Annotated in this window: 20 protein-coding genes and 2 pseudogenes; 15 read left to right on the plus strand and 7 right to left on the minus strand. The window is 67.9% G+C overall.

Annotation, left to right across the window (positions count from 1 at the left end; genetic code table 11):
• Positions 1 to 92 precede the first annotated feature (92 nt).
• From LDO27_RS20990 to LDO27_RS21000, 3 genes are all read left to right on the plus strand, one after another.
• A complete protein-coding gene (locus tag LDO27_RS20990) occupies positions 93 to 848 on the plus strand; it encodes an SDR family NAD(P)-dependent oxidoreductase (RefSeq protein ID WP_224043806.1) in 756 nt (251 codons plus the stop codon).
• Positions 849 to 1,049: 201 nt separating this feature from the next.
• A complete protein-coding gene (locus LDO27_RS20995; protein ID WP_224043808.1) occupies positions 1,050 to 1,643 on the plus strand; it encodes a DUF4142 domain-containing protein in 594 nt (197 codons plus the stop codon).
• Positions 1,644 to 1,694: 51 nt separating this feature from the next.
• Positions 1,695 to 2,714 (plus strand): SDR family oxidoreductase, encoded by a 1,020-nt coding sequence (locus LDO27_RS21000; protein ID WP_224043810.1) that lies wholly within the window; start codon positions 1,695 to 1,697, stop codon positions 2,712 to 2,714.
• Between the two features lie 63 nt (positions 2,715 to 2,777).
• Here the strand turns inward: LDO27_RS21000 and arsH are convergent, their stop codons facing one another.
• From arsH to LDO27_RS21015, 3 genes are read right to left on the minus strand one after another with little or no spacing between them, the layout of a single operon-like run.
• Positions 2,778 to 3,527, minus strand: a complete 750-nt coding sequence (gene arsH, locus LDO27_RS21005; RefSeq protein WP_222203337.1) for an arsenical resistance protein ArsH — start codon at positions 3,525 to 3,527, stop codon at positions 2,778 to 2,780.
• Entirely contained in the window at positions 3,505 to 3,927 is a 423-nt protein-coding gene (arsC, locus tag LDO27_RS21010) for an arsenate reductase (glutaredoxin) (protein WP_224043811.1), read from the minus strand. The genes arsH and arsC overlap by 23 nt, the downstream gene beginning before the upstream one ends.
• Before the next feature lie 45 nt (positions 3,928 to 3,972).
• The gene (locus LDO27_RS21015; protein WP_222203335.1) at positions 3,973 to 4,308 is read right to left on the minus strand and encodes an ArsR/SmtB family transcription factor; all 336 of its coding nucleotides are present in this window, start codon (positions 4,306 to 4,308) and stop codon (positions 3,973 to 3,975) included.
• A gap of 138 nt (positions 4,309 to 4,446) precedes the next feature.
• Here LDO27_RS21015 and LDO27_RS21020 point away from each other — a divergent pair, with 138 nt between their 5' ends.
• The 3 genes from LDO27_RS21020 (at position 4,447) to LDO27_RS21030 (ending at position 6,708) form a co-directional block, all read left to right on the plus strand.
• Positions 4,447 to 4,725, plus strand: coding sequence for a helix-turn-helix domain-containing protein (locus LDO27_RS21020; RefSeq protein WP_224043813.1), 279 nt, complete (start codon positions 4,447 to 4,449; stop codon positions 4,723 to 4,725).
• Positions 4,722 to 6,059: a type II toxin-antitoxin system HipA family toxin gene (locus LDO27_RS21025; RefSeq protein WP_224043815.1), complete on the plus strand. Its 1,338-nt coding sequence runs from the start codon at positions 4,722 to 4,724 to the stop codon at positions 6,057 to 6,059. Before LDO27_RS21020 ends, LDO27_RS21025 begins: the two co-directional genes overlap by 4 nt.
• A 142-nt stretch (positions 6,060 to 6,201) precedes the next feature.
• Positions 6,202 to 6,708 (plus strand): DUF1993 domain-containing protein, encoded by a 507-nt coding sequence (locus LDO27_RS21030; RefSeq protein WP_224043817.1) that lies wholly within the window; start codon positions 6,202 to 6,204, stop codon positions 6,706 to 6,708.
• A 35-nt stretch (positions 6,709 to 6,743) separates the two neighbouring features.
• On the opposite strand, the gene dkgB is transcribed toward LDO27_RS21030, so the two are convergent.
• Positions 6,744 to 7,544, minus strand: a complete 801-nt coding sequence (gene dkgB / locus LDO27_RS21035; RefSeq protein WP_224043818.1) for a 2,5-didehydrogluconate reductase DkgB — start codon at positions 7,542 to 7,544, stop codon at positions 6,744 to 6,746.
• A gap of 76 nt (positions 7,545 to 7,620) precedes the next feature.
• Positions 7,621 to 8,826: an MFS transporter gene (locus tag LDO27_RS21040; protein WP_224043819.1), complete on the minus strand. Its 1,206-nt coding sequence runs from the start codon at positions 8,824 to 8,826 to the stop codon at positions 7,621 to 7,623.
• A gap of 104 nt (positions 8,827 to 8,930) precedes the next feature.
• Between LDO27_RS21040 and LDO27_RS21045 the strand changes: the two genes are divergently transcribed.
• From LDO27_RS21045 to LDO27_RS21080, 8 genes and pseudogenes are all read left to right on the plus strand, one after another.
• On the plus strand, positions 8,931 to 9,836 hold the full coding sequence (locus LDO27_RS21045) for a LysR family transcriptional regulator (protein ID WP_224043822.1): 906 nt from the start codon (positions 8,931 to 8,933) through the stop codon (positions 9,834 to 9,836).
• 247 nt (positions 9,837 to 10,083) lie between these two features.
• Complete coding sequence (gene queE / locus LDO27_RS21050; RefSeq protein ID WP_222203323.1) at positions 10,084 to 10,719, plus strand: 7-carboxy-7-deazaguanine synthase; 636 nt, start codon at positions 10,084 to 10,086, stop codon at positions 10,717 to 10,719.
• A 12-nt stretch (positions 10,720 to 10,731) separates the two neighbouring features.
• Entirely contained in the window at positions 10,732 to 11,208 is a 477-nt protein-coding gene (gene queD, locus LDO27_RS21055; protein ID WP_224043824.1) for a 6-carboxytetrahydropterin synthase QueD, read from the plus strand.
• Positions 11,209 to 11,218: 10 nt separating this feature from the next.
• Positions 11,219 to 11,821 carry a tRNA adenosine(34) deaminase TadA gene (tadA, locus tag LDO27_RS21060; protein ID WP_222203321.1) on the plus strand — a complete coding sequence of 201 codons (603 nt, stop codon included), beginning with the start codon at positions 11,219 to 11,221 and terminating at the stop codon, positions 11,819 to 11,821.
• On the plus strand, positions 11,818 to 12,774 hold the full coding sequence (gene ldcA, locus LDO27_RS21065; protein ID WP_224043826.1) for a muramoyltetrapeptide carboxypeptidase: 957 nt from the start codon (positions 11,818 to 11,820) through the stop codon (positions 12,772 to 12,774). The genes tadA and ldcA overlap by 4 nt, the downstream gene beginning before the upstream one ends.
• A 252-nt stretch (positions 12,775 to 13,026) precedes the next feature.
• Entirely contained in the window at positions 13,027 to 14,637 is a 1,611-nt protein-coding gene (locus LDO27_RS21070; protein WP_222203319.1) for an ABC-F family ATPase, read from the plus strand.
• A 253-nt stretch (positions 14,638 to 14,890) separates the two neighbouring features.
• A pseudogene (locus LDO27_RS21075) lies at positions 14,891 to 16,322 on the plus strand (aldehyde dehydrogenase family protein).
• 158 nt (positions 16,323 to 16,480) lie between these two features.
• Positions 16,481 to 18,952, plus strand: a complete 2,472-nt coding sequence (locus tag LDO27_RS21080; protein WP_224043828.1) for a penicillin acylase family protein — start codon at positions 16,481 to 16,483, stop codon at positions 18,950 to 18,952.
• Between the two features lie 23 nt (positions 18,953 to 18,975).
• Here the strand turns inward: LDO27_RS21080 and LDO27_RS21085 are convergent, their stop codons facing one another.
• A complete protein-coding gene (locus LDO27_RS21085) occupies positions 18,976 to 19,221 on the minus strand; it encodes a DUF1289 domain-containing protein (protein ID WP_224043829.1) in 246 nt (81 codons plus the stop codon).
• A gap of 154 nt (positions 19,222 to 19,375) precedes the next feature.
• On the opposite strand from LDO27_RS21085, the gene LDO27_RS21090 reads away from it, so the two are divergent.
• The gene (locus LDO27_RS21090) at positions 19,376 to 19,852 is read left to right on the plus strand and encodes a PaaI family thioesterase (protein ID WP_224043831.1); all 477 of its coding nucleotides are present in this window, start codon (positions 19,376 to 19,378) and stop codon (positions 19,850 to 19,852) included.
• 150 nt (positions 19,853 to 20,002) lie between these two features.
• On the opposite strand, the pseudogene prpD reads toward LDO27_RS21090, so the two are convergent.
• Positions 20,003 to 20,201, minus strand: a pseudogene (gene prpD / locus LDO27_RS21095) (2-methylcitrate dehydratase); the annotation flags it as partial.

A 20,201-nucleotide genomic window follows, 5' to 3' on the forward strand; every position in this document is an offset into this window, starting at 1 on the left:
GCAAGCAAGGCCGAGTTTTCGGCAACGACACGGAGCCGCTGGCTCGGAATAATCGGCTCTGTTCCAACCCACCCATGACAGGAGCCCGCATCATGAGCAAGATCGCTATCGTTACCGGCGCCAGCCGCGGACTTGGCCGCAACACCGCCCTGAGCATCGCCCGCCGCGGCGGCGACGTCATTCTGACTTACCAGCGCCGCGCCGACGAGGCCGCGGCCGTCGTGGCGGAGATCGAGGCCATGGGCCGCAAGGCCATCGCCCTGCAGCTGGACAGCGGCGACGTCGCCGGTTTCGGCCCTTTCGCCGCGCGCGTGCGGCAGGCGCTGCGCGAGGGCTGGCAGCGCGAGACGTTCGACCACTTGGTCAACAACGCCGGCCACGGCGACTACGCGCTGATCGATCAGACGACCGAGGCGCAGTTCGACAGCCTGGTCAATGTTCATTTCAAGGGCGTGTTCTTCCTGACGCAGGCGCTGCTGCCGCTGCTCGCGGACGGCGGCCGCATCGTGAACGTGTCGTCGGGCCTCACGCGTGTGTCCTATCCCGGCTATGCCGCCTATGCCGCGGTCAAGGGCGCGGTCGAGGTGCTGAGCGTCTACATGGCCAAGGAATTCGGCGTGCGCGGCATCGCGGTCAATAGCGTGGCCCCGGGCGCCATCGAAACCGACTTCGGCGGCGGGGCGGTACGCGACGACGCCGAGCTGAACCGCGCGTTTGCCGCGATGACCGCGCTGGGCCGGGTCGGCCTGCCGGACGATATCGGCCCGATGATCGCGAGCCTGCTGTCGGAGGACAACCGCTGGGTCAACGCGCAGCGGATCGAAGTCTCCGGCGGGCAGGCTATCTGATCGCCATGATGGCGCCCTCGTGGCGCCATCATGGCGACACGCGAACGCAAGCATCTTTTTACTCTGCCATGCACTTATTACGCGATGGCCGGTCCGCACGGACGCCGGCATCGCCGCGCTCGCGCGAGCCGGGGCGGTCCGGGCGCGCGGGCGCGGAATTTGCAGAATGCTGCGCATCATCCACTGAAACAGGGAGATGCCATGCGCATTCGTACCGCAACCCTCGCCACCGCCGTTGCCTGCTCGCTGCTGCTGTCGTCCGGCCTGATGGCCCAGACCACCGGCACCGCGCCCAAGAGCACCGGGGGCAGCAATATGCCGGCCAACGGTGCCAAGGATACGAGCCAGTTGAACCGCACCGACCGCAGCTTCCTCGAAAACGCGGCCCAGGGGGGCCTGGCCGAGGTAGAAGCCAGCAAGTTGGCGGAACAGAAGGCGTCCAGCGCAGACGTGAAGTCGTTCGCAGCGCAGATGATCAAGGACCACACCAAGGTCAACGATGAACTGAAGCAACTGGCCTCGACCAAGGGCTACACGCCGCCCACCGAGCCCTCGGTGATGCAGCGGACCGAGATGAAGGCCCTGAGCGTGCTCGATGGCGAGAAGTTCGACAAGATGTACAGCAGCCGCATCGGCGTCGCCGCGCACGAAGCCACGCTCAAGCAGTTCAGGGAGGCGGCGCAGCGCGCGCAGGACCCCGATGTGAAGGCGTTCGCCGCCAAGCATGTGCCGGACCTGGAGCATCACCTGCAGATGGCGCGCGACCTGAACAAGAAGGTCGGCAACGACAAGTAAGCCATTGCCCGGGGCGGCGCCTGCCGCCCCTTTTTCCTTTTGGGGATACCAATGGCCGATTCCGACCATGCATCGACTAGCCGGCGCCGCTTCGTCGGCGGCGTGACCACGGGGCTGGTGGCGGCGGTGGCCGTTCCGGCAGGGGCGCAGACGGGCGCCGCGGCCGGTGCGCAGCGCGCCCCGGCCCAGACCGTGAAGCGCAATCCGGTGGACCAGTATCCGAAGCCGCCCTTTGCGCGGCAGACGCAGTCGCCGCCCGGGCTCGCATCGCGGATGCAGCCGCGGCCGGACCATGGCGAAGGCACCTACCAGGGCACCGGCAGGCTGCTGGGCCGCAAGGCGCTGATCACCGGCGGGGATTCGGGCATCGGGCGCGCGGCGGCGATTGCGTATGCGCGGGAAGGTGCGGATGTGGCCATCGGCTACCTGCCGGCGGAGGAATCGGACGCGCAGGAAGTCGTGGCGCTGATCCGCGCGGCGGGGCGCAAGGCCGTGACCATTCCGGGCGATATCCGCGACGAGGGGTTCTGCAACAAGATGGTCGCCACGGCAGTGCAGCAGCTGGGCGGGCTGGACATCCTGGTCAACAACGCCGGCATGCAGCAGGCGGTCGAATCCATCACGGATCTGACCACCGCGCAGTTCGACGCCACGTTCCGCACCAACGTCTACGCGATGTTCTGGATCACCAAGGCCGCCATGCCGCATCTGACCCCGGGGGCCTCGATCATCAACACCGCGTCGGTGACGGCATACGATCCGCCTGCGCACCTGCTCGACTATTCGCAGACGAAGGCGGCCATCGTCGCGTTCACCAAGTCGCTGGCCAAGCAGGTCGCGACCAAAGGCATCCGCGTCAATGCGGTGGCGCCCGGTCCTTACTGGACGCCGCTGCAGCCCAGCGGCGGGCAGACGCCGGAGAAGCTGGTGCAGTTCGGCGGGGACACGCCGATGGGGCGGCCCGGCCAGCCGGCCGAGATCGCGGGCATCTATGTCCTGCTTGCCTCGCATGAATCGAGCTTCGCCACCGGACAGGTGTACGGATCGTCCGGCGGCAATGGCAATCCGTGACGGCGGCGGCGCGGCGGCGGCCGGATACCGCCGCCACGCCGGGCCCTTGCCACAGGACGATGCTCAGTGCGACTGCTGTGCCATCCGGCGGCTCAACGCTTCGGCGCTTTCCTTGCGCTCGCTGTAGCGGTCCACCAGATAGGGCGATACGTCGCGCGTGAGCAGCGTGAACTTCATCAGTTCCTCCATCACGTCGACGATGCGGTCGTAGTAAGGCGACGGCTTCATCCTGCCGTGCTCGTCGAATTCCTGATACGCCTTGGCCACGGACGACTGGTTCGGGATGGTCAGCATCCGCATCCAGCGCCCCAGCACGCGCATCTGGTTGACGGCATTGAACGACTGCGATCCGCCAGATACCTGCATCACCGCCAGCGTCTTGCCCTGGGTTGGCCGCACGGCGCCTACCGAGAGCGGAATCCAGTCGATCTGCGTCTTCATGATGCCGGTCATCGCGCCGTGCCGCTCCGGCGAGCACCACACCATGCCCTCGGCCCACGTCGCCAGTTCGCGCAGCTCGCGCACCTTGGGGTGGTCCTCCGGCGCGCCATCTGCCAGGGGCAGGCCGGCCGGGTCGAAGATTCGCGTTTCGCCGCCCAGCGCGCGCAGCAGCCGCGCACATTCCTCCACCGCCAGCCGGCTGTAGGAGCGCTCGCGCAAGGAGCCGTAGAGCAGCAGGAAGCGCGGCGCGTGCGTGGCGCGATGCTGCGGCCACAGGCGCGCGCTGTCAGGCATCGCGAACAGCGCCGTATCGAGATTGGGCAGGTCGTCGGCCCATTGGGAGACGGCTTCAGACACGCTTGCCCTCGGCATCGATCACGCGCTCGCCGTCTTCCTTGCTGAATTCGCCGCGTTGCGGCTGGGGCAGGATGTCGAGCACCGCCTCGGACGGCCGGCACAGGCGGGTGCCCAGCGGCGTGACCACGATGGGACGGTTGATCAGGATGGGATGCTCCAGCATGAAGTCGATCAGCTGCGCATCGGTCCACTTCGGATCGGCCAGGCCCAGCGCTTCGTAAGGCGGCGCCTTGGCGCGCAGCACCTCGCGCACGGGAATGCCCATGGAGGCGATCAGCGCTTCCAGCGTGGCGCGATCCGGCGGCGTCTTCAGGTATTCGATGACCCGCGGCTCTTCGCCGCTATTGCGGATCATCGCCAGCACGTTGCGGGAAGTGCCGCAGGCGGGGTTGTGGTAGATCGTGATTTCGCTCATGGTGAGGTCGTGAAGGTGGGTCGTGAACGGGTAGGGAAGAAGGACTCAGACCGCCATGCAGACGGGTTTGTCCGCGGGCAGCGCCGCATCGCAGCCGCTGCCTTCGCAGCAGTGCTCGGTCAGATAGCCCAGCAGGCCGTTCATCTGCGGGAACGCCGCGCGATAGATCAGGTTGCGGCCCTGCTGCTCGATGGTGACGAGTTCCGCCCGGGCGAGCTCCTTCAGATGGAAGGACATGGCATTGCGCGCCACGCCGAGCTGTTCGGCCAGCACGCTGGGCAGGAGCCCGGCAGGGCCCGCCACGACCAGGGCGCGGAATACCCGCAAGCGCTGGGGATGGGCGAGGGCGGCAAGAGCGGCGACGGCACGATCTTCGGTCATGGTTCGATGATACAAGGATAATTGAATTATCGGTAGAGAATCGTGCTGTGCGCAGCCGGCTGTTTGATTTCTCTTGGCGGGCTTGATATTTACGTCAATAATACGATGTCTATCCCAGTTTATTGACATATACATCAAATGCAGACCCTGTTCGAATTGGGTGAAGCCGTGGCCGAAAGGCGCCGTGCCCTCGGCCTGAAGCAGGCGGATGTCGCCGTGCAGGCCGGCATTCCCGCGGAAACACTGTCGCGCTTCGAGCGCGGGCGGGTGGCGGAGTTCGGCGCGCGCAAGCTGCTCGCCGTGCTGGCCACGCTGGGCATGGAGCTGGAGTTCGCCGCGCAGGGCCAGTCCGGCACGCTGGACCAGCTGCGCCGCGAACGCGGCGGCGGTGAGACGGCGGCAGGAGGGCGCGCATGAAACTGTCGGTCCATGTGCTCGGCCGCGATGTCGCGGTGCTGGAGCAGGCGGGGGACTTCCGCAGCGTGCTGACCTACCACGCCGATGCGGCCACCGACGACTTCGTCTCGCTGACGATGCCGGTGCGTACCGAATCGTATGTATGGGACGACCAGTTGCCACCGGTGCTGCAGATGAACCTGCCGGAGGGCTATCTGCTGCAGGTGCTGCAGGAACAGTTCGGTCCGCATATCGGCGCCAGCCCGATCGCGCTGCTGTCGGTGATCGGCCGCAACATGGTCGGGCGGCTGCAGGTGGCCGCGCCCGGTGCGACGCTGGACGAGCCCGCCGATCCGGTCGAGGTCGCGGCGCTGCTCAAGGGCGACAACTCCGAGGCGGCCTTCGCCGAGCTGGTGCGCCGGCATGCCACCAGCGGCGTGTCAGGCGTCGTGCCGAAATTTCTCGACGCGGAGATCGAAGCAGGCGGGGCCCCGCCGCTGACCCTGCACAGGAAGGCCAGCGTCGTCACGCGGCGGCACATCGTCAAGGGCTCCAGCAGCCGGCTGCCTTTCGTCGCGCTCAACGAGCATCTGTGCATGCAGGTCGCGGCGCGCGTGATGCCCACCGCCAGGACCGAGGTGTCCGACGACGGGCAGGCACTGGTGGTCCATCGCTTCGACGTCGGCGCGGACGGGCTGCCGCACTGGGGCATGGAGGATTTCTGCGCCCTGCTGGGCCTGCGGCCCGCGGCCAAGTACGAAACCACTTGGGAGCGCATCGCGCGCGCCGTGCGCGACCATGTGCCCGGCAGCCGGCGCCTTCAGACCTTCCGCCAGATGGCGACGATCCTGCTGCTGACCTACGCGCTGCGCAACGCGGACTGCCACGCCAAGAACCTGGCGCTGCTGTACACCACGCGTGCCGACGTCCATCTGGCGCCGGCCTACGACATGCTCACTACGGCGGTCTATGCCGGCTTCCAGCACAACCCGCCAGGCATCGAGTTCATGGGCAAGAAGACCTGGAAGCCGGGCAGGAACCTGCAGAACTTCATCGCCGCGACCTTCGGCATCCCGCCGCGCGAGCAGGCGCTGCTGGTGGAGGCGATCAGCGATGCGGTGTCGGACGTCGGCGCCCAGGTGCGCGAGGCCATGCGCACGCATCCGGGCTTCGAGGAGCTTGGCAAGCGCATGCTGATGACATGGGCCGAAGGCGTGCAGGGTCTGCGCGACAAGCGCGTCTACGCGGTGGGCGACTGGCAGCCGGGCGCGGCCTTCGATGGGTTCTCCGAGCCGCCCAAGCTCAAGAGCGGCACCACCACGATCGGACGCTCGCCGCTGCTGGGAGAGCGGTAGCCGGCGAGCGCTAAGGAGCGGCCTGCGGCTACGGCGCGGGTGATCTATCCTTACGGCCGGCGCCGGTGGCGCTGCCGGGGCAACGCCACCCGCGCCATCCCCCAAGATCCACGCAATTTCCCTTACGCAAGGAACACAGACGATGTCCCTCTCGATGTACGAAGCCTCCGTGCCGCTGTTCATTCGCGCGCTGAACAATCTGTCCGCCATCCTGGAAAAGGGCGCGGCGCACGCGCAGGCGCAGGGCATGGACCCGGCCGACCTGATCCAGACCCGGCTGGTCAGCGACATGGATGCGCTGCCGGCGCAGATCCAGCGCGCCAGCGATTCGGCCAAGGGCTGCGCCGCGCGTCTGGCGGGCATCGAGGTGCCGGGCATGGCGGACACCGAGACGACTTTCGCCGAGTTGCAGGAGCGGATTGCGAAGACCGTGGCCTTCCTGAAGACCATCACGCCCGCGCAGCTGGAAGGCAGCGAAACCCGCAGGATCGAACTGAAGGTGCCGCCCGAGCCGATGTATTTCGACGGCAAGGCGTATCTGCTCGGGTTTGCGCTGCCGAACTTCTATTTCCACATCACCACCGCCTACGACATCCTGCGGCACAAGGGTGTGCAGATCGGCAAGCGCGACTACCTGGGGCTGCGCTAGCCCTGCGGGGCGCACGCCGTCCCAGGGGTGTGCCCTTAGTCCCAGCGCGGCGCGAAGTCCGGGTTTGCCAGCCGCTCGTTGCGGTCCAGCGCCGCGATCGCCTGCATGTCGGCGTCCGACAGCGCCACATCCGCCGCGCGCAGATTGCTTTCCAGATTCGAGCGCTTGGTGGACGACGGGATGATGGCGAAGCCCTGCTGCAGCAGCCAGGCGAGCGATACCTGCGCCGGCGATACGCCATGCGCCTGCGCGATCCGTTGCAGCTCGGCGTCCTGCATCACCTTGCCGTACGCGAGCGGCATGTAGGCGGTCACGTGGATGCCCTGGCTGCGCGTGAAGTCGGCCAGCTTGCGGTTCTGCAGGAAGGGGTGAATCTCGATCTGCTGCGTCGCGATCTCGGCCGCGCCCACTGCGTCGATGGCCTGCCGCAGGTGCGCGATGGTGAAGTTCGAGACGCCGATGGCCCGGGTCAGCCCCTGCGCCTTGGCCTCGGCCAGCGCTTCCATATAGGCGCTGACAGGCAGCGCATCGCCGGGCGCCGGCCAATGGATCAGCGTCAGATCGACCTGGTCCATGCGCAGCTTGGACAGGCTTTCCTTCAGGCTCGGAATCAGCTTGTCGCGGCCCAGGTTCTCGGTCCAGATCTTGGTGGTGACGAACAGCGAGTCGCGTGCGACGCCGCTGTCGGCGATGGCCTTGCCGACCTCGGCCTCGTTGCCGTAGATCTGCGCGGTGTCGATATGGCGGTAGCCCAGTTCGAGGCCGGTGGTGACGGAGTCGATGACCTGCTGGTCCTTGAGGCGGAAGGTGCCGAGTCCGATGGCGGGGATATGCATGATGGTCCTTGTTCGGTGAAAGAGAAAAATTGCGCGGCGCGGGACGCGGGGCCCGCGCGCCGATACAGCGTTTGCTTCAGTGCATGCCGGCGGCCAGCGCGGTGCCGCCCTTGTGTTCGATGCCGTCGGCGCGGTCCAGCCGGCCGCTCAGCGCGGTCAGGCCATAGGCGACCAGCACCACCAGCGCGCCGATCCACGGCGTGTGCTGCAGGCCCACATGGGTCACGATCAGTCCGCCAGCCCATGCGGCGCCGGCGATGCCGAGGTTGAACGCGGCGATGTTCAGGCCCGATGCCACATCGACCGCCTGCGGCGTGAAGCGTTCCGCCTGCTTGACCACATAGACCTGCAGGCCCGGCACGTTGCCGAAGGCGACGGCGCCCCAGGCCAGCACGGTGGCGAACACCAGCCACGGATGCGGCGTGGTGAAGGTCAGCACGAACAGCACGGCGGCCAGCAGCAGGAACACGGTCTTCAGCGCGGGGATCGGCCCGAGGCGGTCGGCCAGCTTGCCACCCCAGATATTGCCGAAGGCCACCGAGACGCCGTACACCAGCATCACCACGCCCACCATGTTGGCGCTGAAGCCGGAGATGTCCTGCAGGATCGGGGCGAGGAAGGTGAACGGGATAAAACTGCCGCCGTAGCCGACCGCGGTCTTGGCGTAGACGAGCAGCAGCCGGGGCTCTGCCAGCACCTTGGCCTGCTGCAGCAGCGAAGCCGGCGGCGTATGGCGGATGCTCGACGGCACGAACAGCGCGCTGCCGACGAAGGCGATGGCGCCCAGCACGGACACCGCGAGGAAGGTCTCGCGCCAGCCGAAATGCTGGCCGATGAAGGTGCCCAGCGGCACGCCGGTCACCAGCGCCACGGTCAGGCCGGTAAACATGATCGCGATGGCGCTCGCGGCCTTGTCCTTGGGCACGAGGCTGGTGGCGATGGTCGAGCCGATCGAGAAGAACACGCCGTGCGTGAGGCCGGTGAGGATGCGCGCCATCACCAGCGATTCATAGCTGGGCGCCTGCCACGCCAGCAGGTTGCCGAGCGTGAAGACGGCCATCAGGGACAGCAGCAGCAGCTTGCGCGGCACGCGGCCGGTCAGGGCGGTCAGCAGCGGCGCGCCGATGGCGACGCCCAGCGCATAGAGGCTGACCAGCAGGCCGGCCGAGGGCAGGGAGATGCCGAGGTCGGCGGCGACGGTGGGAATCAGTCCGACGATCACGAATTCCGTCGTTCCGATGGCGAACGCGCTGATGGTCAGCGCGAGCAGGGCGATTGGCATGATGGCCTCCATAACAGAATGGAGCGCATTGTGCCGGTGCCGCCTTTGCAGATTAATGGGCTAATATGGCAAAAATACTTGATCGGTAGTCAATAATCCCCGCCATGAAAATCACGCTGGAAGAACTGCTCGCCTTCGTCACCGTGGTGGACAGCGGCTCCATCACGGCCGCCGCCGAGCAACTGGAGCAGACGGTCTCGGGCGTGAGCCGCGCGCTGGCCCGGCTGGAGGAGAAGCTGGGCACCGCGCTGATGCGCCGGACCACCCGGCGGCTGGAGCTTACCGAGGAGGGCGCGGCGCTGCTGACCCATGCCCGCGGCATTCTCGAATCGGTGGAGCTGGCCGAGGACCAGATGGCGCTGCGGCGGCAGCAGCCCGCCGGCAAGCTGCGCGTCAACGCCGCGTCGCCCTTCATGCTGCATGTGATCGTGCCGCTGGTCGGCGAATTCCGCCGGCAGTTTCCCGAGATCGAGCTGGAGCTGAACACCAGCGACCAGATCATCGACCTGCTGGAACACCGCACGGACGTGGCAATCCGCATCGGCGCGCTGCGCGACTCCACGCTGCACGCGAGGCGGCTGTGCAGCAGCCGCCTGCGCGTGCTCGCCAGCCCCGCCTATCTGAAGGAGCGCGGCCGCATCCGGCGCGTGGCCGACCTGGCGCAGCACTCGCTGCTGGGCTTCACCCAGCCCGAGACGCTGAACCGCTGGCCGCTGCGGGACGAGGCGGGCAACGAAATGCAGATCGTGCCGGACGTGGCGGCCTCCAGCGGCGAGACGCTGCGGCAGCTCGCGCTCGCCGGGCAGGGCGTGGTGTGCCTGGCGGATTTCATGACGGGCGCCGACCGCCGGCGCGGCGACCTGGTGCAGGTGCTGCCGCGCGAGACGCTGGAGGTCAGCCAGCCCATCCACGCGGTCTATTACCTGAATACGCAGCTGTCGGCCCGCATCGCGTGCTTTCTCGATTTCCTCGGCAGCAGCCTGGAAAAGGGCTATCCCGAGGCCGTCTGAGGCGTCGGCGCGGCCCCGGCACGGAAAAGGCGGGGCTGGTATACTCGCGCGCTTGGCCGAGGCCCGGCGAAGGCCCTTTCCGGGCTCGCTTCGTCCCCGCGTCGTTCCGCATCCTCCAGCGCGGGCCGCCGTTTCAGCCCTGACCCAAACGGGCGGGCCCCGAGGGGCCCCTATTCGACACGACGGTCCGCGTTCGCACCGGACCCGGCCCCAACACCACGAATTCAAGGTCGCTCAGACCGCAAGCATGACTTACGCCGTCAAGGAAATTTTCTATACGCTGCAAGGCGAGGGCGCCAACGCGGGCCGCGCCGCGGTGTTCTGCCGTTTCGCCGGCTGCAACCTGTGGACCGGCCGCGAGGAAGATCGCGCCCGCGCGGTCTGTCAGTTCTGCGACACCGATTTCGTCGGCACCGACGGCACCCTGGGCGGCAAGTACAAGAGCGCGGATGAACTGGCCGACATGGTCGCCTCGCAATGGCCCGACGGCGCGGGCGGCCGGCCGCTGGTCGTGTGCACGGGCGGCGAGCCGCTGCTGCAGCTCGATGCCCCGCTGATCGCCGCGCTGCACGCGCGCGGCTTCGAGATCGCCATCGAGACCAATGGCACCATCGCCGTGCCCGAGGGCATCGACTGGATCTGCGTGAGCCCCAAGATGGGCGCGGACCTGGTGGTCACGCGCGGCGACGAGCTCAAGGTCGTGATCCCGCAGGACGGGCAGGACCTGGCCGCATACGAGCAGCTTGATTTCCGCTATTTCCTCGTGCAGCCCATGGACGGTCCGCTGGCCCGGCACAATACCGCGCTCGCCGTGGACTTCTGCCAGCGCCATCCGCGCTGGCGCCTTTCGCTGCAAACCCACAAGATGCTCGGCATCCGGTAGGCACCGGTACTCATGAACAAGCAAGTCTCCATCACGCGCCGGCTCGAATTCGATGCCGGCCACCGCATCCCGAACCATGGCGGCCAGTGCCGCAACATCCACGGCCACCGCTATCGGCTGGACCTGACGCTGTCCGGCGAGGTGCTGCGGCGCGAGGGCGCGTCGGACGAAGGGATGATCCTGGACTTCGGGGACATCAAGTCGCTGGCCAACGAGCATCTGGTCTCGCAGTGGGACCACGCCTTCCTGATCCATCGCGGCGACAGCGCGCTGCTCGCGTTCCTGCAAGGCATGGACGGCCACAAGACCGTCGTGCTGGACGCGATCCCGACCGTGGAGAATCTCGCGCAGATCGCCTTCGACATGCTGGCGCCGGTGTTCAAGGATTGCTTCGGCCATCAGCTGCAACTGACCCGGCTGGTGCTGTTCGAGACGCCCAACTGCTGGGCCGAGGTCACCGCGCCGGCGACGCTGCCGGCGCAGGACTGAGCGCGGGCCCATGAGCGAGGCATCGCTGCCGCCGCGGTTCACGGGCCCGGGCGCCGCCGAGCGCGACGCGCATTTCATGCGCGCGGCGCTGGAGGAAGCGCGGCTGGCCGAAGCCGCGGGCGAGGTGCCCGTGGGCGCCGTCGTCGTGTGGAACGACGCCATCATCGCGCGCGGCCACAATTTGCCGATCCGCTCGGTGGACCCGTCCGCCCATGCCGAGATGCAGGCGCTGCGCGCCGCGGCGCAGGTCATCGGCAACTACCGCATGCCGGAGTGCGAGCTGTATGTCACGCTGGAGCCCTGCGCCATGTGCAGCGGCGCGATCCTGCACGCGCGCATGCGCCACGTCGTGTTCGGCGCGCATGATCCCAAGACCGGGGCGGCGGGCAGCGTGGTGGACTTGTTCGCCGAGGCGCGGCTCAATCACCAGACCACCGTGACCGGGGGCGTGCTGGGCGGCGAGTGCGGGCAAATGCTGAAGGATTTCTTCGGCGCGAAGCGCCGGGCGCAGAAGGCCGCCCAGCTGGCAGCGCAGCAGCTGGCGCAGCAGGCCGCGCCAGCCGGTCCCGCCACGCCGGCTGACCCAACGTCGAACCCGAGCCCTAAACCATGACCGAGCCGAGCGCAGCACCGCACACCACCGTCCGCCTCGTCGCGCCATCGGGCTATCCGCACGATGACGCGGTCGCCGCGCGCGGTGTGGACTGGCTGGCCGCGCACGGCTACCGGATCGGCAACCCCGAGGTTCTGGCCCGCCGCTACCTGCGCTTCGCCGGCACCGACGAGGAGCGGCTGGCGGACCTGCATGCCATCGGCAGCGGCGGCCGTGGCGAACTCGCGCTGGCCGTGCGCGGCGGCTATGGCCTCGCGCGCCTGCTCGATCGCATCGACTTCGCCCGCATCGCGCGGCAGGCACGGGAAAACGGCACGGTCATCGTTGGCCATAGCGATTTCACGGCGTTCCAGCTCGGCCTGCTGGCGCAGACAGGAGCGGTCAGCTTTGCCGGCCCGATGCTGCTGGCCGACTTCGGCGCGCCGGTGGCCGATGCCTTCATGTGGGAGCACTTCGAGACGGTGCTGCGGCACGACGCGCATGCCATCGAGGTGGCGGCGCCCCAGGCCGGCGGGAAAACCCTCCCGGCCCAAGTGTCGGGTACGCTGTGGGGCGGTAACCTGGCCATGATCTGCAGCCTGCTCGGCACGCGCTTCATGCCGCGCGTCGAGGGCGGCATCCTGTTCCTGGAGGACGTCAACGAGCCGCCGTACCGGGTGGAGCGCATGCTGCTGCAGTTGTGGCAGGCGGGCGTGCTCGATACCCAGCGCGCCATCGTGCTGGGCGATTTCTCGAATTACCGCACCACCGACTATGACAACGGCTACGACATGGACGCGGTGGTGTCGTACCTGCGCGAGCGGCTGCCGGTGCCTGTGCTGACCGGCCTGCCGTTCGGCCATTGCCCGCGCAAGCTGACGCTGCCGGTGGGCGCGCCGGCGCTGCTGCGCCCGCATGCCGACGGCTTCAGGCTTGAGTTTTCCGGCTACCCGACGCTGCCGGCGGCCGGCTGAGACACCATCCGCGCTGCCGGCGGCGCGCGAGGGTGGTAAAATCGCCGGCTATTCCCCAAGTTCATGCCGCTCGCGCCGCCGGGCCCTTTGCCCGCCGCGCAGGCACGCGACCGGCTTCGACCGGAGCCGCCCGCGCCGGCGCCCATCCCGAAGGTCTGACGCGCACGCACTACCGCACCGACGTATTGCCGGCGCCGCCATTCCGATTCGCTTACCGCATTTTTTACCGCATCACCACAGAAGGTCTACGACGTGCTATCTACCGCAAACATCACCATGCAGTTCGGCCCCAAGCCGTTGTTCGAGAATATCTCGGTCAAGTTCGGCGAAGGCAACCGCTACGGCCTGATCGGCGCGAACGGTTGCGGCAAGTCCACCTTCATGAAGATCCTCGGCGGCGACCTGGAGCCCAGCTCCGGCAACGTGATGCTGGAACCGGGCGTGCGCCTGGGCAAGCTGCGCCAGGACCAGTTCGCCTATGAGGACATGCGCGTGCTGGACGTGGTGATGATGGGCCATACCGAGATGTGGGCCGCGGCCGCCGAGCGCGACGCCATCTACGCGAACCCGGAAGCGACCGACGAAGACTACATGAAGGCCGCCGAACTGGAGGCCAAGTACGCCGAGTACGACGGCTACACGGCCGAGTCGCGCGCCGGCGAACTGCTGCTGGGCGTGGGCATCCCGACCGACCAGCACCAGGGCAAGATGAGCGACGTGGCGCCGGGCTGGAAGCTGCGCGTGCTGCTGGCGCAGGCGCTGTTCTCGAATCCGGACGTGCTGCTGCTGGACGAACCGACCAACAACCTGGACATCAACACGATCCGCTGGCTGGAAACCGTGCTCAACGAGCGCGACTCCACCATGATCATCATCTCGCACGATCGCCACTTCCTGAACTCCGTGTGCACGCACATGGCCGACATGGACTACGGCACGCTGAAGGTCTACCCGGGCAACTACGACGACTACATGGAAGCCTCCATGCAGGCGCGCGAACGCCAGATGGCCGCCAACGCGCGCGCCAAGGAGCGCATCGGCGAGCTGCAGGACTTCGTGCGCCGCTTCGCGGCGAACAAGTCCAAGGCGCGCCAGGCGACCTCGCGCCTGAAGCAGATCGACAAGATCAAGGTCGAGGACATCAAGCCGTCGTCGCGCCAGAACCCGTTCATCCGCTTCGAGTTCGAGAAGAAGCTGCACAACCTGGCCGTGTCGACCGAGAACGTCACCAAGACCTACGATCGCAAGATCCTGGACAACCTGAGCCTGTCGATTCAGGCCGGCGAACGCGTGGCGATCATCGGCGAGAACGGCGCCGGCAAGACCACGCTGCTGCGCTGCCTGCTCAATTCCGCGGTGCGCGGTGGCGTCGAGGTGGACCGCGGCACGGTCAAGTGGGCCGAGAACGCCAACGTGGGCTACATGCCGCAGGACACCTACGAGGAATTCCCGGACGACCGCGACCTGATGGACTGGATGAGCCAGTGGACGCAGCCAGGCGACGACGACCAGTCGCTGCGCGGCACGCTGGGCCGCCTGCTGTTCTCGGCCGACGACATCAAGAAGTCCGTCAAGGTGCTGTCCGGCGGCGAGAAGGGCCGCATGATCTGGGGCAAGCTGATGCTGGGCCGGCACAACGTGATGGCGCTCGACGAGCCGACCAACCACATGGATATGGAATCCATCGAATCGCTGCAGATCGCGCTGGACAAGTACACCGGCACGCTGATCTTCGTCTCGCACGACCGCGAGTTCGTCAGCGGCCTGGCCACGCGCGTGATCGAGATCCGCACCGACGGCACGCTGACCGATTTCGGCGGCACCTACGACGAATACCTGCAGTCGCAGGGGATTGCGGACTGAGTGCGCGAATCGCGCGGATGGACTGCGAAAGGCCGGCGGCGACGCCGGCCTTTTTCTTTGCGCAGTGCAGCGGGTAGTGCGGGGCGGCAGGGTGTCGCGACAGAAGCGGGCCGGCCGGCCGATTATCGCCATCTCGTTGAACGCCCCGGCGACGCCGCGAAATCCTTGCGGGAAAACGGTTCTACAATGTGGGGCACTTATAAAAAGTAACAAGATTTGCAACCGCCGATCGACTCACTTGGGGACTGTGGCTATGCAACAACGAGACAAACTATATCAACGGTAAATGGGTAAGCCCGCATGGCAAGGGGCTGATCGATGTCACGCACTCCGCCACCGAGGCGGTCATGGGCCGGATTCCGGAAGGCCATGCCCGCGACGCGGAGGACGCCATCCAGGCGGCCCGCGCCGCCTTCGACGGCTGGTCGTCGACGCCGCCGGCGGTGCGCGCCGAATACCTGCGCAAGGTCGCCGAGGGGCTGAAGGCCCGCGCCGAGGAACTGGCGCAGTTGATCGCGGGCGAGGTCGGCATGCCGATCAAGCTGGCGCGCGCGATCCAGGTCGGGGGACCCGTCTACAACTGGGGACAGACGGCCAAACTGCTGGAGAGCTTCGATTTCGAGGAAGAGGTCGGCAATTCGCTGGTGGTGCGCGAGCCGGTGGGCGTGGTGGGCGCGATCACGCCGTGGAACTATCCGCTGAACCAGATCACGCTGAAGGTCGCCCCCGCGCTGGCCGCCGGCTGCACCGTGATCCTCAAGCCGTCCGAGGTCGCGCCGCTGAACGCCTTCGTGCTGGCCGAGGTCATCGAGGCCGCCGGGCTGCCGCCCGGCGTGTTCAACCTGGTCACCGGCTATGGCCCGGTGGTGGGCGAGGTGCTGGCCAGCCATCCGGAAGTCGACATGGTGTCCTTCACCGGCTCGACCCGCGCCGGCAAGCGCGTGTCCGAGCTGGCCGCGCAGACCGTCAAGCGCGTGGCGCTGGAGCTGGGCGGCAAGTCCGCCTCGGTGATCCTCGACGACGCGGACTTCCCCGCGGCGGTCAAGGGCACGCTGAGCGCCTGCCTGCTGAACTCCGGCCAGACCTGCTCCGCCCATACCCGCATGCTGGTGCCGCGCTCGCGCTACGAGGAAGCCAAGGCGCTGGCGGCCAAGGTGGTGGAGGGCTATACCGTGGGCGATCCGCTGCAGGAAACCACGCGGCTCGGGCCGCTGATCTCCGCCACGCAGAAGGAGCGGGTGGTCAGCTATATCAACCGCGGCCTGAACGAGGGCGCCGAGCTGGTCGCCGGCGGTCCGGAAGCGCCGGCGGGGCTGGACAAGGGCTACTTCGTCAAGCCGACCGTGCTGGGCAACGTGGACCCCCGCGCGACCGTGGCGCAGGAGGAAATCTTCGGCCCGGTGCTGTCGATCATCTGCTACGACACCGAGGAAGACGCGGTGCGCATTGCCAACGACAGCATCTACGGGCTGGCCGGCGGCGTATGGTCCGGCGACGAGGCGCGGGCGCTGCGGGTGGCGCGGCGCATCCGCACGGGCCAGATCGATATCAACGGCGGCCAGTTCAATATGCTGGCACCGTTCGGCGGCTTCAAGCAGTCCGGCATCGGCCGGGAGGCCGGCAAGTACGGCATCGAGGAATTCCTCGAATACAAGGCTCTCCAGCTGAAGAAGCCGGCGGCCTGACGGCGCCGCGTAGCGAGGCTGAACCCCACCAATGCCCGGCTGGTCCGGGCATTTTTTCGTGAGCGATAATGTGGCGCTTCGATGCGGTGCGGGTCGGTAGCGGGACAGAACAACAAGGAGCGCCGCAGGCAAGGGCGAGCGTTCGGGAGGAGCGATCGATGCAATGGTTGAAACGGCTGGCCTGGACGGGGGTGATCGTCGCCGGCACGGCGCTGATGGCGGCGGTGGCCGCCTACGTCTGGTATCGGCAGGCATCGCAACCGCTGACCGCGGGCACGCTGAGCCTGGAGGGCCTGCGCGGCAAGGTCACCATCGTGCGCGACCGCAACGCCGTGCCGCATATCACAGCCACTGACCCGCTCGATGCCTACTACGCGCTCGGCTATGTGCATGCGCAGGACCGCCTGTGGCAGATGCAGATGAACAAGCGCATCGCGGCAGGCCGGCTCGCCGAGATACTGGGCGCCGGCGCCCTCGACACCGACCGCTTCCTGCGCACCCTGGGCGTGCGCCGCAATGCCCAAGCCATCTTCGATCGCGCCACCCCGCAGACGCGCGACGCGCTGCGGGCGTATGCGGATGGCGTCAATGCGTCCATCGCCACGCGCAAGGGACCGCTGCCGCCGGAATTCCTGATCCTGCGCACCGAGCCCGAGCGCTGGGAGCCGGCCGACACGCTGGCCTGGCAGACCATGATGGCCTGGGACCTTGGCGGCAACTGGACGCAGGAGACGCTGCGCATGCGGCTGGCCCAGACGCTGCCGGTGTCGCGCATCAACGAATTGCTGGCGCCGTATCCGGGCGACAAGCCGCTGCGTACGATGGACTATGCCGCGCTGTACCGCCGCCTGGCGCCGCTCGCCACCGCAATGGCCAGGGTCGAGGCCATGGCGCCTGCCGGCTATGTCGAGGGCATGGGCTCGAACAACTGGGTCGTGGCGGGCAGCCGCACCCGCTCCGGCAAGCCGATGCTGGCCAACGACCCGCACCTGGGGCTGCAGGCGCCCGCACTGTGGTATTTCGCCAGCATGCGGGCCCCCGGCCTCGATGTGTCCGGCGCGACGTTGCCCGGCATGCCGCTGGTGGTGCTCGGCCACGGCGCGCGGATCGCATGGGGCTTCACCAATACCGCGCCGGACGTGCAAGACCTGTACATCGAGCGGATCCAGCCGGGCAATCCGGAGCGCTATCAGACGCCCACCGGCTGGGCCACCTTCGAGACCCGCACCGAAACCATCCGCGTCAAGGATGCAGAGGACGTGACGCTGCGCGTACGCGTCTCGCGCCATGGCCCCGTCATTTCCGATGTGGCGGAGCCTCTGGCCACCGCCGCCGCGCCGCTCGGGGCGCAGTACGCCATCGCGTTCCAATGGGCGGCGCTGCGGCCCGACGACCTGACGCTGCAGGCGGGCCTGAAACTGAACCAGGCGACCGACTGGGCCAGCTTTACCGAGGCGCTGCGCGATTTCCACGCGCCGCAGCAGAACATGGTCTACGCGGACGTGGACGGCAATATCGGCTTCATCGCGCCCGGCCGCGTGCCGCTGCGGCGCGCCAGCAACGATTTGAAGGGGCTGGTGCCCGCGCCGGGCTGGGATGCGCGCTACGACTGGCCGGGCTTCATTCCGTTCGAAGAACTGCCCCGCAGCTACAACCCGCCCGAGGGCGTGATCGTTACCGCCAACCAGAAGATCGTCGCGGACGACTACCCGTATTTCATCACCAGCGAATGGACCGTGCCGTACCGCTACCAGCGTATCCGCACGCTGATCGACGCGACCCCGCGGCACCATATGGACTCGTTCGCGGCCATCCAGCGCGACGTGGTCTCGCTGGCGGTGCGCGACGCGCTGCCGCTGCTGCTGGCGTCCGGCGTGGCCAAGGATACGGCCCGCCCGCGGCGCGAGCGCGAGCTGTTCGACGCCCTGGGCCGCTGGGACGGCGCCATGCGCGCCGACCGCGTGGAGCCGCTGGTGGCGACGGCCTGGCTGCGCGAACTGTCTCGCGTGCTGTTCCAGGACAAGGTGGGCGAGGGCGTGTTCGGCCGCATGTGGGAGCAGCGCAACGTGCAGCAGCCGATGCTCAACGTGCTGCGCGATCCCGAGGGACTGGGGGCATTCTGGTGCGACGACTCCACCACGCCGGCCCGGGAAACCTGCGACGACGCGGTGGCGCTGGCATGGACCCGGGCGCTGGCCGACCTGGCGCAGCGCTACGGCGACGATCCGGACCGCTGGCGCTGGGGCCCGGCCCACGCGGCGCGCTCGGAGCACAAGCCGTTCGCGAAGGTGCCGTCGCTCGCGGGCTTCTTCAACGTCAAGGTGCCGACCGGCGGGGATACCTACACGGTCAATGTGGGCCGCCACAACCTGCGCGACGACGCGACGCCGTTCGAGAACGTCCACGCGGCCAGCCTGCGGGCGATCTACGATCTGGCCGACCTGGACGCTTCACGCTTCATCAGTTCGACCGGGCAGTCGGGCAATGTCCTGTCGGCGCACTACCGCGACTGGACGGAACGCTGGGCGAGGGTGGAATTCGTGACGCTGGACAGGGCGCGGCGGCAGGCGGGCGGCGATGCCTTCGAGACGCTGGTGCTGGTGCCGGCCAAGGCGGCCAGCGGACAGTAGAGTGTTGGAGGGAAGGGCGGCGGTCAGCCTTGCCGGAAGCGCCGTGCGGTGCCTTCTCGCGTGATGCGCTCCCAGACCGCCTGCTTCTCGTCATCGCTCAGGAACACCCAGTTGCTGACTTCCATCGCGGTGCGCCCGCAGCCCTGGCAGATGTCGTCGAACAGGGTCGAACAGATGCCGATGCACGGGCTGTCAGGACGGTCGAACAGGCGTTCGTCGCCACTGTCCACGGGGGCGGGAGCGAGGGGATCGGGCGGTGTGGTCGGCATCGTGGAAGGGGTCGGCGGCTGGGGCGACATTATAAGCGCAGGGGCGGCGGCGCCCGGCCGCGGGAGGCGCGCGATTACCTCCGAAGTCATTGAGCGGCGGCGCGCCTCGCCGCTACGCTAGCCACATCCTCATTGTCACCGCCAAGGAGACCCGATGCTGCCATCCATTGCCGCCACGCCGAGCGCGAGCACCGCCGACAACGATAGCGCCGTTCCGGCGCGCATCCGCGAGATGGTGGAAGCCATCCTGATCGCCTCGCCCGTGGCGCGCCGTCAAGGGGAGGTGCTCGACACGCTGGCCCGCGACCATGTCGAACTCGTGCTGCCGTTCAGCCCGGACAACGTGACCGTGCGCGATACGGTGCATGGCGGGGTGATCGCCACCCTGATCGATATTGCCGGCGCCGCGGCGGCGGCATCGGGTGCCGATCCGGCAACCGTGCGGGGCGGGGCCACAAGCTCGCTGTCGATCCAGTACCTGGCGCCGGCCAACGGTATCGCGCTGCGCGCGGTGGCCATCGTCGTGCGGCGCGGACAAAGGCAGGTGGTGACCGATGTGTCGGTCTATGGCGAGGACGCGGAACAAGCGACGGTCGTGGCCAAGGCCCTGATGAGCAGCGTGCTGTTCTGAGACCCCGCAAAAAGAAGAAAGGGCCGCCGGCCCTTTTCTTAAAATGCAATTAGCGGCCGGGGCGACATACCACCGGCCTTGGCCGGCGACCTGTGCCAGGCCGCCGGCGAAGCGGCACACAACGCAGCGGGAGCCGCCCGGCCGAGGCCGTCAGATCACATACAGATCCACATACTCGTGCACCGGCATGGCCTCGAGCCGGGCCTGGTCCAGCGACACGGCCAGGATCGCCTCCTGCTGCCTGGCCGGGAAGCGGCGCGCCAGGTTGGTGCGGAATTTCTCCACCAGCAGCGGAATGCCGTCGGCGCGCCGGCGCTTGTGGCCGATCGGGTATTCCACCACCACCTCC

Origin of the sequence: Cupriavidus respiraculi, assembly GCF_914271545.1 — a bacterium.
Taxonomy (GTDB): Bacteria; Pseudomonadota; Gammaproteobacteria; order Burkholderiales; family Burkholderiaceae; genus Cupriavidus; species Cupriavidus respiraculi.